The organism is Actinomyces provencensis, assembly GCF_900155435.1.
GTDB classification, from domain to species: domain Bacteria; phylum Actinomycetota; class Actinomycetes; order Actinomycetales; family Actinomycetaceae; genus Pauljensenia; species Pauljensenia provencensis.
On record NZ_LT700212.1, the window covers coordinates 622,328 to 633,625 of the forward strand.

Sequence of the window (11,298 nt, forward strand, 5' to 3'; positions counted from 1 at the left end):
CCCCCGGGGCGGCCCCCCCCCCCGCAGGACCCGGGCGGGGGCCCCCCGGGGGGGGGGGGGCCTAAGGAAGCCCCCCCACGCCCGCGCCGGCGCCGGCTCCCCGGTGGTCACCGGCTCCGCCCCCCGCCACAACTCCCACCGGTTCGCCCTGGACACGGCGGCCGTGGCGGTGGCCGCGGGCGGACGCGCGTTCCTGCTGCCCCGCGCACTCCCCACACCGGTCACCGCCTTCGCGCTGCGACACCTGGACTGCGACGCCGCCGTCATGGTGACCGCCTCGCACAACCCGCCCGAGGACAACGGCTACAAGGTCTACCTGGGCGGACGCGTCGTGACCGACTCCGGTCAGGGAGCCCAGATCGTGCCCCCCTTCGACAGCGAGATCTTCGAGGCGATCCGCGCCGTCCCCTCCGTCGCCTCCGTCCCCCGCGCCGAGGACGGCTGGGAGGTGCTCGGCGAGGACATCCTCGAGGCCTACCTCGACCGCGCCGTCTCCCTGGTGCCCTCGGGGGACAAGGACCTGCGCATCGTGCTGACCTCGATGCACGGGGTCGGCGGTGCGCCCGCACTGGAGGCCCTCCACCGCGCAGGCTTCGCGGACGTGCACGTGGTCGCCGAGCAGCAGGAACCCGACCCGGACTTCCCCACCGTCCGCTTCCCCAACCCGGAGGAGCCCGGCGCCCTGGACCTGTCCATGGACCTCGCACGGCGCGTGGACGCCGACATCATCCTCGCCAACGACCCCGACGCGGACCGGTGCTCCGCGGCCGTGCCCGACCCGACCGTCGAGGGCGGGTGGCGCCAGCTCAGCGGTGACGAGGTCGGTGACGTCCTGGGCCTGCAGGCGGCGCGCGAGCACGAGGGTGAGGGCTCCGGCGAGGGTGTCAGCGCCCGCGGGGCGATCCTCGCGAACTCGATCGTGTCCTCACGCCTGCTGGGCCGCATCGCCGCGAGCCACGGGGTGGGCCACCGCAACACGCTGACGGGGTTCAAGTGGATCTCGCGGGTGGACGGCCTGGTCTTCGGCTACGAGGAGGCCCTCGGCTACTGCGTCGACCCGGGGTTCGTGCGGGACAAGGACGGCATCTCGGCCTGCCTGAAGCTGGCGACCCTGGCCTGGCAGCGCAAGTCGGCCGGGGACAGCCTCCTGGGTGTCCTGGACGAGCTGGCCGTCGAGTACGGCCTCCACGCCACCTCCCCGCTCACGATCCGGGTGGAGGACCTGTCGCTGATCACCACCGGGATGGCGAACCTGCGTGCCCACGGCGTGCCCTCCCTGGCGGGGTCGGAGGTCGTGGAGACCATCGACCTGTCGCTCGGCTCCCCCGAGTTGCCCCCGACGGACGGGCTCTCCTTCCGCACCGCGGCCGACGACCGCGTGGTGGCGCGTCCGTCCGGGACGGAGCCGAAGCTCAAGTGCTACTGCGAGGTCATCGTGCCCGTCCGGGGCGGGGACGTGACGGCTGCGCGGATCGCGGCGGCGCAGCGCCTGGAGGCCGTCAAGGACGACATGAGGGCCGCGCTGGGGATCTGAGGCGAGCGGGCGCCCACGTACGCTGGGGACCGTGGATCACGACTCCCCCGCACACGTGGACGCCCGCCGTCGGTTCTTCAGGGACGGACGCCTCCGAGACCTCCCGCGGCGCCACGGGGCGCGTGGGCCCGTGCTCGACCTGGTGGCGGCGTCGGTCCTCGACGAGGGCGAGCACGTCGACGAACGCCGGCTCACCGAGCGTCTCGCCGGTGTCGTGGACGACCCGGTGCTCATGCGCAGGCTGCTCGTCGACTCCGGACGGGTGCACCGCACTGCGGACGGGAGTGACTACTGGCTGGGGCAGGTGCCGCCGGAGCCGACCCCGACCACCGGCACGGCCGACCTGTAGGAGCGACTGCGCCCGGGTCGCCCTCGTCGGGTCTCCCCCACTCCCGAGGGTCGGCCCACCGGACGGTGCGGGGCACCCCACCGCCCGGGGCAGGGACGACGGGCCCCGCGCGCACGGCGGCCCACCGACGGGGTCGGTGGGCCGGGGCGGGGACGAGGGCGGACCTCGTGGTCAGAACAGAGCGGACTTCGACCCCCGAACTGAGCGGACCTCGCGGTCAGAACAGAGCGGACTTCGAGCCCCGAACTGAGCGGACTTCGCGGTCAGGCGGGGAGGGACTCCAGGATCGCCCGCGAGGCGGACAGGCCCAGGCGTGAGGCGCCGGCGGCGACCATCGCCTCCGCGGCCTCGGCGGTGCGGATCCCGCCGGAGGCCTTGACGCCGAGGCGGTCCCCCACGGTCCGGCGCATGAGCTCCACGGCGTGGACGGAGGCCCCACCGGCCGGGTGGAAACCGGTCGACGTCTTCACGTAGTCGGCACCGGCGGTCTCGGCGGCCCGGCAGGCGGCGACGATCTCGTCGTCGGTGAGCACCGCGGACTCGATGATGACCTTGAGGAGTGCTCCCGGGCAGGCCTCACGCACGGCCCGGATGTCCTCCTCGACGCCGGTCCAGTCGCCCTGCTTGGCCAGCCCCAGGTTGATGACCATGTCGACCTCCTCGGCCCCGTCGGTCGCGGCCCGGGCCGCCTCGGCGGCCTTGACCTCCGGCTTGTGCGCGCCCGAGGGGAACCCGCACACGCACGCGACGTGGAGTCCCTCGGGGACCTCGATGGGCAGCGCGGACGGCGAGACGCACACGGAGTAGGTCCCCAGTTCGGCTGCCTCGGCGACGAGGGCGCGGACGTCGGCGTCCGTCGCCTCGGGCTTGAGCAGGGTGTGGTCGATCATCGCTGCGAGTTCGGTTCGGGTGGTCATGTTCTCTCCTCGTGTTCTCCCGGTTGTGCTCCGGGTGCGGATTGTGGTGCCCGGGTGGGCATGTGGTCGGTGGATCGGTCGGACAGGGCACCGGGACCGGGGCGGACACCGGGACCTGCAACCGTGGACCTGGGCGGAGGCGTCGGCGCACCCGGCACCCGGTCCCCGTGTGGGATCAGGTCACAGGCGTCACGGCCAGGAGGGGTCTGGCCCAGTGCCCGAACTCCCGCCCCGGCAGTGGCCACGGGCCCTCCAGGACGGCGCACGGCACCTCCCTGACGTGCCCCGACGAGGGTTCGAAGACCGTGCAGGAGCCCGCGGGTCCGTCGTCCCCCAGCAGCGCGACGACGTGGCGCGGGAAGATGTCGATCCCCCATCGGTCGAATGCCCGTGCTGCCCCTTCGAGCGTGCGGCGCACGGGGCCGTGGCCCTCCCCCGTCCCGCCGGACGTCGCGGAGCCGCCACCGACGTAGAGGAAGGAGTCCTCCCCGCGTGCGCGGGCAGCGTCCAGGGCCACGAGGGCCGACGGCCCCCAGGGCAGGATGCCGTACCGGTGACCGGTCGCGCGCCCCGCCAGACGGGCCAGTGCCCAGGGCGACGTACCCCATGCCTGGGGCCACGGTGCACCGGTCCGGGCAGCGAGCGCGTGCAGCGAGCGCTGGGTCTGCGCCTGTCGGACCCTCGGTGCGTCGAGGTAGGCCGGGTGCACCCCCGCCCGGGCGGTGACGGCGGCGAGTGCCGCGATCCCGCAGGTCGTCGGATCGACCTGGGAGGGCAGACTCCTCCGGCCCCGTCCGGGTCGCGCATCCGCCGACGGCGTGCTGACCTCCACGGCGGTGGCATCCGGCACCGGGTCGGCGGCGTCACGGTACCCGGCCGTACCCGTGCCGCCCGGGCCCGGGTCGGTGCACCGCTCCGGATCGGGGCTCACCGGGGATCGATGCGCCCCAGCACCACGGAGCCGGGCAGGTCCGGGGCGTCGGGGCCGATGGCGATCGCACCTGAGAGCGCCTGGCGGGCGCGCTCGAAGCGCTCAGGGGTCTGGGTGTGCAGGGTGAGCAGCGGCTGGCCGCGCACGACGCGCTCCCCGGGCTTGGCGAGGATCTCGATGCCGGCCTCCGCCTGCACCGGGTCCTCCTTGCGGGCGCGCCCCGCCCCCAGCCTCCAGGAGGCCACGCCCACAGAGAGGGCGTCCAGGCGGGTGAGGAAGCCATCGGCCTCGGCCACGACGGTCTCCAGGTGGTCGGCCACGGGCAGGGGTGCCTCGGGGTCCCCACCCTGGGCGCGGACCATCTCCCGCCAGCGGTCCATGGCACGACCGTCCTTGAGTGCCGCCTCCGGGTCGGCGTCGGGGCGGCCCGCCTGGCGCAGCATCTCGCGGGCCAGTGCCAGCGTCAGCTCCACGACGTCCGCGGGTCCCCCACCGGCCAGCACCTCCAGCGACTCGCGCACCTCCAGTGCGTTGCCGACGGTGAGCCCCAGCGGCGTGGACATGTCGGTGAGCAGTGCGACGGTGTCGACCCCGGCGTCGGTGCCCAGGTCGACCATGGTGCGCGCGAGCTCCTCGGCACGTTCCTGGGTCTTCATGAAGGCCCCCGACCCGACCTTGACGTCCAGGACCAGGGCACCCGTGCCCTCCGCGATCTTCTTGGACATGATCGAGGAGGCGATGAGCGGCACGCACTCCACCGTGGCGGTCGTGTCGCGCAGCGCGTAGAGCTTCCGGTCCGCCGGGGCCAGACCGGTCCCCGCCGCGCAGATCACGGCCCCGGGTCCGGTGCCGAGGATCTCCATGATGCGTTCGTTGGACAGGGCGGCCTGCCATCCGGGGATGGACTCCATCTTGTCCAGCGTCCCGCCGGTGTGGCCGAGCCCGCGCCCCGACAGCTGGGGCACCGCCACGTCGAAGACCGCCACCAGTGGCGCCAGCGGCAGGGTGATCTTGTCACCCACACCGCCGGTGGAGTGCTTGTCCGCGGTGGGCCGGGGCAGGGAGGAAAAGTCCATGCGCTCCCCCGAGGCGATCATCGCGTCCGTCCACCGCTTGATCTCGGCGCGGTCCATGCCGTTGAGGAAGACGGCCATGGCCAGGGCGGACATCTGCTCGTCCGCGACGACGCCCCGGGTGTAGGCGTCGATGACCCAGTCGATCTGGGCGTCCTCGAGCCGACGGCCGTCACGCTTGGCGGCGATGACGTCGACCGCGTCGAAGGGTTCGGTGGTCACATGTCCTCCTGGATGTCGTCCCTGACCTCGTCGAGGTCCCCGCGTCCGAATGCACCGGGGAGGACCTCCTCCATCGTCATGGTGCCACCGGGCATGGCCAGTTGCAGCCCGGGGCCCCCGTGCTCCATGAGCACCTGTCGGCAGCGCCCGCACGGGGAGATCGCCTCACCCCGGGCATTGACGCACGCGAAGGCGACCAGCCGGCCGCCGCCGGTGTTGACCAGCTCGGAGACCAGGCCGCACTCCGCGCACAGCGCGACGCCGTAGGCGGCGTTCTCCACGTTGCAGCCGGTCACCACACGTCCGTCGTCCACCAGGGCGGCAGCGCCGACGGGGTAGCCGGAGTAGGGCGCGTAGGCACGCCCCATCGCGGACACCGCCTCCTCGTGCAGCATCGCCCAGGTCGCGGCGTCGGTGGTGGTCATCGTGTCCGTCATGGTCGTCGTCCTTCCGCATGGCGCGCGGCGCCCCGCCCTCGTGCGCCCCCGCTGCGGGGGGTACGAGGGCGGACCCGCATGCCGGTCACGGGTATGCCTTGCCCTCGGCCGCCGGGGCCCGCACGGCGCCCACGAATCCCGCGACGGCGAGGATCGTGACGATGTAGGGGATCATCAGCAGGAACTGGGAGGGGATGTCCGCCCCCACCGCCTGCATGACGGCACCCAGGTTCGTCGCGAAGCCGAACAGGAGTGCCGCGCCCAGGGCTCCCTTGGGGTTCCAGCGTCCCAGGATCATGGCGGCCAGGGCGATGAAGCCGTTGCCGGCAGCCATGTCCTTGGTGAAGGCCAGACCCTGGCCGACGGTGAAGAAGGCGCCGCCCAGGCCCGCCAGCGCGCCACCGAGGATGACGTTCTGCCAGCGGATGCGGTTGACCTTGATTCCCACGGTGTCGGCCGCCCGGGGGTGTTCACCGCTGGCACGCATGCGCAGGCCCCACCGGGAGTTGAACACCATGAACTGGAGCACGATGACCGCGGCGTACATGAGGTAGACGAGGATCGTCTGGTTGAAGAGCACCGGCCCGATGACGGGGATGTCCTTGAGCACCGGAATCCCCATGACCGGCAGGCGCGTCCCCCGGTTGAGGGACGGCGTCTGCTTGAGCAGGGTCGAGAAGAGGAAGGAGGTCATGCCCAGGACCAGCATGTTGAGCACCACACCGACGACGATGTGGTCCGCACGGTACTTGATGGTGAACAGCGCCAGGAGCACGGCCACGAGCATGCCTGCGATGGGCGCTCCGAGGAGGGCCAGCCACGGGCTGCCCGCCGCGGAGGCCACCACGACGCCCAGGAAGGCGCCGGCGAGCAGCTGACCCTCGATGGCGATGTTGATGATGCCGGAGCGCTCGCACACGACACCCGACAGGGAGCCGAACACCAGGGGCGTGGCGAACATGAGGCCGCCTGCCAGCAGGGAGACGACTGGCAGGACGGCGTCGGGCTTGTCGGCCACGGTCCAGACCAGGAAGGTGAGGACGAAGGCGACCCCGGCGAGGACCATCAGCCAGCCCGAGGCCTGGCGGCGCTGGAGCGCACGGGCCCAGATGAGGGCGGTGGCGACGCCGGCGAGGAGCGTGAGGAACAGACCGAAGGGGAGCGCGGGAACGGTGAGCTCGCCCATGGCGAACCAACCGGTCGCCCCGGCGAAGGACACCCTCGAGTCACCGGTCGAGAGCAGTGCCAACACGAGGGTGAGGACCGTGAGGATGGTCGAGACCACGGGGTTGCGCCACTGGACGGGTGCGATGATCCCCTGCTCGGCAGCGGTGGCGCGTACCGGTTGTGCGGCCGTTGTCGTGTGGGTGCTCATGCCGCCGCTCCTTCCGTGGTGGTGGCCTCCGCGCTGCGAGCGGCCAGTGTCTGGCGTGCGCGACGGTGGCGGATGGCCTCCGAGGCGGCGATGAGCAGCACGATGATCGCCTGGGTGATCTGGACGATGTCGACGGGGATGCCCGCGGAGGACTGCATCACTGCGCCTCCCGCGTTGAGGGCACCGAAGAGGGTACCCGCCAGGACGACGCCGAGGGGGCTGTTGCGTCCCAGCAGTGCCACCGTGATCGCATCGAAGCCGTAGGAACCGGCCACCCCGTTGGTGATGGCACCTTCGGTGCCGAGGACGGGTGCCGTGCCCGCCAGGCCGGCCAGTGCACCGGAGATCACGAGGGTGAGCATCAGGGTGCGCGGGACATTGATGCCGGCGGTGCGTGCGGCGGACGCGTTCGCACCGGCCGCACGCAATTCGAAACCGAAGGTGGAGCGCTTGAGCAGCCACCACACGAACACCGCCGCGACGATGGCGATGACGAATCCGAGGTGGAGGCGGAAGCCTGACCCCAGGATCTGCGGGTACTTGGCGGTCGCAGCCACGGCCTGGGACTTGCCGGGGTAACCACCGGGGCCGACGAAGGTCCTGGTCGTCAGCAGGAACTGCACCAGGAAGGCCGCCACGGAGTTGAGCATGATGGTGACGATGACCTCGTTGGCGCCGAGTCGGGCCTTCAGGATGCCGGGAATGAATCCCCACAGGGCACCGCCCACGACCGCACCGAGGATCGCGACCAGCAGGTGGATGACCACGGGGAGCTGGAACTGGAACCCGATGTAGCCCCCGACGACCGCTCCGATGAGCAGCTGGCCCTGGACGCCGATGTTGAACAGGCCCGCCGTGAAGGACACCGCGATGGCGAGGCCGGCGATGATCAGGGGGACCGCGCGGGTGAGCGTCTCTGACAGTGGGCGGAAGGCGGCGGCCGCACTCGACTGCGTCCAGTCGAAGACGGAGCCGCGCACCAGGGAGGTGAAGAAGCCACCGAAGGCATTGGCGAAGGCTGCCAGGAAGTCGCCGGGTCGGGCGAAGAGGTACCCGGCAGTGCTCTGGACGTCCTCGTCGAAGATCGCGACGATGAGGGCTCCGATGACCAGTGCCACCGCGATGGCCATGGCGATGGTGCCGACGGACGGGCTGAAGAACTGCTGGAGAATCCGCGTGAGCCAGTTCGAGCTGCGCTTGGGTTCCAGTTCCTCGGGTGCTGCAGGCTCGGTCTGGACGATGCTCACTCTACGGCCTCCTCAATGGTGGTGGGATGGGCCTGGGCCTCTGCTCGGGCGTCCTCCAGTGGGACTCCTGCCATCATCAGGCCCAGCACGTCACGGGGGGTGTCGGGGCCGACGATCCCGACGATGCGACCGCGGTACATGACTGCGATCCGATCCGCCAGGGCGGTGACCTCGTCGAGCTCGGTGGAGACGACGAGAACCGCCGTGCCCTTGTCCCGTTCCTCCACGATCCGGGTGTGCACGAACTCGATGGAGCCGACGTCGAGGCCTCGGGTGGGCTGGGAGGCGACGAGGGCGCGCAGGGGGCGCGAGAGCTCTCGCGCCAGGATGGTCTTCTGCTGGTTGCCGCCCGAGAGGGTGGAGATCGGGTCGTCCACGGAGGTCACGCGCACGTCGAACTCGTCACGCAGGGACTCCGCATGGGCGTGGACCCGGCCCAGGTCCATCGAGATCCCCTTGGCGAAGGGCTCGTGGTAGTACTGGTCGAGGACCATGTTCTCCGCGATGCTGAAGGTGGAGATCATGCCGTCCTCGGAGCGGTCCTCGGGGACGTAGCCGAGCCCCGCCTCCAGACGTTGGCGGATGCTCAGCCCGGCGATGTCCGTGTCGTCCAGGGAGATGGTGCCGGCGTCGGGCCTGATCGAACCCAGCGTCGTCTCACACAGTTCGGTCTGACCATTGCCCTGGACACCTGCGATGCAGAGGATCTCCCCGGCGTGGACGTCGAGGTCGATGTGGTCCAGGGCCACGTGCCCGGTCTCGTCCAGGACCGACAGTTCCCGGAAGCTCAGCACCGGGTCGCCCGGCTGGGCGGGATCCTTGTCGACCCCGAGGTCCACCGCGCGCCCCACCATGAGGGAGGCCAGCTCGGACTCGGTGGAGGTCGGCTCGGCCTCGCCCACCACCTTGCCGCGTCGGATGACCGTGATCCTGTCGGCGATGGCACGGACCTCGCGCAGCTTGTGGGTGATGAAGACGATGGACGTCCCGGCGTCGCGCAGCTCCCCCATGATGCCGATGAGTTCGTCGGTCTCCTGGGGCGTGAGCACCGCGGTGGGTTCGTCGAGGATCAGCACCTTCGCATCGCGCGAGAGTGCCTTGATGATCTCCACGCGCTGCTGGGCACCGACGGAGAGGTCCTCGATGACCGCATCCGGGTCGATGTCGAAACCGAAGCGGGTGGAGAGCTCACGGACCTTGTCGCGGGCTGCGTCCTTGTCGATGACCCCCAGGGCACCGACGGGCTCGTAGCCCAGGGCGACGGACTCCGCGACCGTGAAGACGGGGACCAGCATGAAGTGCTGGTGGACCATCCCGATGCCGGCGGCCACCGCGTCCCCGGGTCCCTGGAAGGAGACGGGCGTGCCATCGATGACGATGCGGCCGTCATCGGGCTGGTAGAGGCCGTAGAGGACGTTCATCAGCGTGGACTTGCCCGCGCCGTTCTCGCCGAGGAGTGCGTGGATCTCACCGGGTTCGACGACCAGGTCGATGTGGTCGTTGGCCACGAGCGGCCCGAAAACCTTGGTGATCCCCTCCAGTTCAAGTTTCACATCGGTTCCTTCGGAATTGTGTGCCCGAGGCGTCACTGTCCGGGCGGGCTGATGAGTCTATCTGGAATCGGGCTGGTCCGGAGGTGACTCCGTCACCCAACCTACTCGCTTGCGCGGCCCTCTCCGACACACACCGCTCCGTGCCGCACAGCGGGGCGGGGAAGGCTGACCGCGGAAACGACGGGGGCGCAGGGCATCCGCCCTGCGCCCCCGTCACTGGGGTCGAGACCTCAGGTTGTCAGCTGGGTGAGTTCTCCGACTCGACCGTGATGGTGCCGTCCTTGATCTGGGACTCGAGGTCGGAGATCTGGGACTTCAGCTCGTCGGGGACCTTGGAGTCGAAGTCGTGGAACGGCGCGATGCCGACGCCACCGTTGGCGATGGTGCCGATGTAGTCGTCGTGGGTCCAGGAGTCGTCCTGGACGGTCTTGACGGTGTCGAAGACGGCCTGGCCGATCTCCTTCATGACGGAGGTCAGGATGATGTCGCCGTAGTCGGGCTGGGTCTCGAAGCCGTCGGCGTCGACCCACACGACGGAGGCGTTGCCGGCCTCCTTGGCGGCGGCCAGGGTGCCCTCACCGACGGGACCCGCGACAGGCATGATGATGTCCGCGCCCTGCTGGATCAGCTGGGTGGTGAACTGCTTGCCCTTCGAGGTGTCGGTGAAGTCGCCGGTGGCCATGCCCGTCTGGGCCTCCTTGTCCCAGCCGAGCAGCTGGACGGAGGTGCCGTTGGCCTCGTTGTACTTCGCGATGCCGTCGGCGAAGCCGTCGGCGAAGACCGCGGTGGAGGGGATCTGCATGCCCAGGTAGGTGCCGACCTTGCCGGTCGTGGTCATGCCCGCCGAGGCGTAGCCCGCCAGGTAGGCGGCCTCGGCGGTGTTGAAGACCAGTGCCTTGGAGTTCTCCGGGGCGTCCGCGAAGGTCGAGTCGACCAGGGCGAACTTGACGTCCGGGTACTTGAGGGCGGCCTCGTTCATGGCGTCGGCCATGAGGAAACCGACACCCACGATGAGGTCACAGCCACCCTGGACCATGTTCTCGATGTTGGGGACGAAGTCGGAGTCCTGCTGGGACTCGGCGTAGTCGACCTCGACGCCCAACTCCGTCTTCGCGCGGTCCATGCCCTCGTGACCGGACTGGTTGAAGGACTTGTCGTCGAAACCACCGGAGTCGGAGACCATGCAGGCCTTGACGGAACCGGCGGCCGCACCGGACTGGTCAGTGCCGGACTGGTCACCGGATGCTGACTCGGGCGCTGCACCACAACCCGCGAGGGCGAGGGCGGCAACCGCGGTGGCGGCTCCGAACTTGAGGGTGTTCTTCACGTCTTTCCTCCTGGGACGATGGGGGCGGCCGTTGTGACGGCACGTCACACAATCCTAACCAGTGGACAGGGCCCCACATCACGTCGTTGCCCAATCGCAACCAGTCCTTGGGAATCGACGCCGCTCAGAGGAGGTCCGTGCGCCCCTCCCCGGCGAGCTCGTCCACGGCGCGCTTGACCTGCTGGGCTGCGGCGTCCCGGGTCACGAGGACGGCATCGGGCGTCGTCACGACGACCAGGTCCTCGACCCCCACCAGCACCACGCGCTGACCGGTCCCGGTGTAGACCACCGTTGCGGGGGCGTCCACGCGCACGGCGTCCCCGGCGTCCCCGC

At 70.7% G+C, this 11,298-nt stretch carries 10 protein-coding genes and 1 pseudogene; 2 read left to right on the forward strand and 9 right to left on the reverse strand.

Translation table 11 applies throughout. The features are described from left to right. Nucleotides 1–1,534, forward strand: a 1,534-nt coding sequence (locus BQ9890_RS02650) for a phospho-sugar mutase (protein WP_143226391.1), incomplete at its 5' end; no start/stop codon positions are given. A gap of 31 nt (nucleotides 1,535–1,565) precedes the next feature. Continuing rightward, nucleotides 1,566–1,883: a DUF2087 domain-containing protein gene (locus tag BQ9890_RS02655; RefSeq protein WP_075889156.1), complete on the forward strand. Its 318-nt coding sequence runs from the start codon at nucleotides 1,566–1,568 to the stop codon at nucleotides 1,881–1,883. A 263-nt stretch (nucleotides 1,884–2,146) separates the two neighbouring features. Here BQ9890_RS02655 and deoC read toward each other — a convergent pair whose 3' ends face one another. From deoC to BQ9890_RS02700, 9 genes and pseudogenes are all read right to left on the reverse strand, one after another. Further along, nucleotides 2,147–2,800 carry a deoxyribose-phosphate aldolase gene (gene deoC, locus BQ9890_RS02660; RefSeq protein WP_075889158.1) on the reverse strand — a complete coding sequence of 218 codons (654 nt, stop codon included), beginning with the start codon at nucleotides 2,798–2,800 and terminating at the stop codon, nucleotides 2,147–2,149. Nucleotides 2,801–2,975: 175 nt separating this feature from the next. Continuing rightward, nucleotides 2,976–3,731 carry a hypothetical protein gene (locus BQ9890_RS02665; protein WP_075889160.1) on the reverse strand — a complete coding sequence of 252 codons (756 nt, stop codon included), beginning with the start codon at nucleotides 3,729–3,731 and terminating at the stop codon, nucleotides 2,976–2,978. After that, nucleotides 3,728–5,026, reverse strand: a complete 1,299-nt coding sequence (locus BQ9890_RS02670) for a thymidine phosphorylase (protein WP_075889162.1) — start codon at nucleotides 5,024–5,026, stop codon at nucleotides 3,728–3,730. The genes BQ9890_RS02665 and BQ9890_RS02670 overlap by 4 nt, the downstream gene beginning before the upstream one ends. Continuing rightward, nucleotides 5,023–5,463: a cytidine deaminase gene (locus BQ9890_RS02675; RefSeq protein WP_075889164.1), complete on the reverse strand. Its 441-nt coding sequence runs from the start codon at nucleotides 5,461–5,463 to the stop codon at nucleotides 5,023–5,025. Before BQ9890_RS02675 ends, BQ9890_RS02670 begins: the two co-directional genes overlap by 4 nt. A gap of 85 nt (nucleotides 5,464–5,548) precedes the next feature. Next, nucleotides 5,549–6,838, reverse strand: coding sequence for an ABC transporter permease (locus BQ9890_RS02680; RefSeq protein ID WP_075889166.1), 1,290 nt, complete (start codon nucleotides 6,836–6,838; stop codon nucleotides 5,549–5,551). After that, complete coding sequence (locus BQ9890_RS02685) at nucleotides 6,835–8,085, reverse strand: ABC transporter permease (protein ID WP_230297787.1); 1,251 nt, start codon at nucleotides 8,083–8,085, stop codon at nucleotides 6,835–6,837. The genes BQ9890_RS02680 and BQ9890_RS02685 overlap by 4 nt, the downstream gene beginning before the upstream one ends. After that, complete coding sequence (locus BQ9890_RS02690) at nucleotides 8,082–9,638, reverse strand: ABC transporter ATP-binding protein (RefSeq protein ID WP_075889168.1); 1,557 nt, start codon at nucleotides 9,636–9,638, stop codon at nucleotides 8,082–8,084. The genes BQ9890_RS02685 and BQ9890_RS02690 overlap by 4 nt, the downstream gene beginning before the upstream one ends. Nucleotides 9,639–9,876: 238 nt before the next feature. Beyond that, complete coding sequence (locus tag BQ9890_RS02695; RefSeq protein ID WP_075889170.1) at nucleotides 9,877–10,965, reverse strand: BMP family lipoprotein; 1,089 nt, start codon at nucleotides 10,963–10,965, stop codon at nucleotides 9,877–9,879. 124 nt (nucleotides 10,966–11,089) lie between these two features. Then, nucleotides 11,090–11,298, reverse strand: a pseudogene (locus tag BQ9890_RS02700) (mannose-1-phosphate guanylyltransferase); the annotation flags it as partial.

Coding starts and splice junctions, on each gene's coding strand:
- BQ9890_RS02680 (WP_075889166.1), bottom strand. CDS start 6,838: ATGAGCACCCACACGACAACGGCCGCACAACCGGTACGCGCCACCGCT.
- BQ9890_RS02675 (WP_075889164.1), bottom strand. CDS start 5,463: ATGACGGACACGATGACCACCACCGACGCCGCGACCTGGGCGATGCTG.
- deoC (WP_075889158.1), bottom strand. CDS start 2,800: ATGACCACCCGAACCGAACTCGCAGCGATGATCGACCACACCCTGCTC.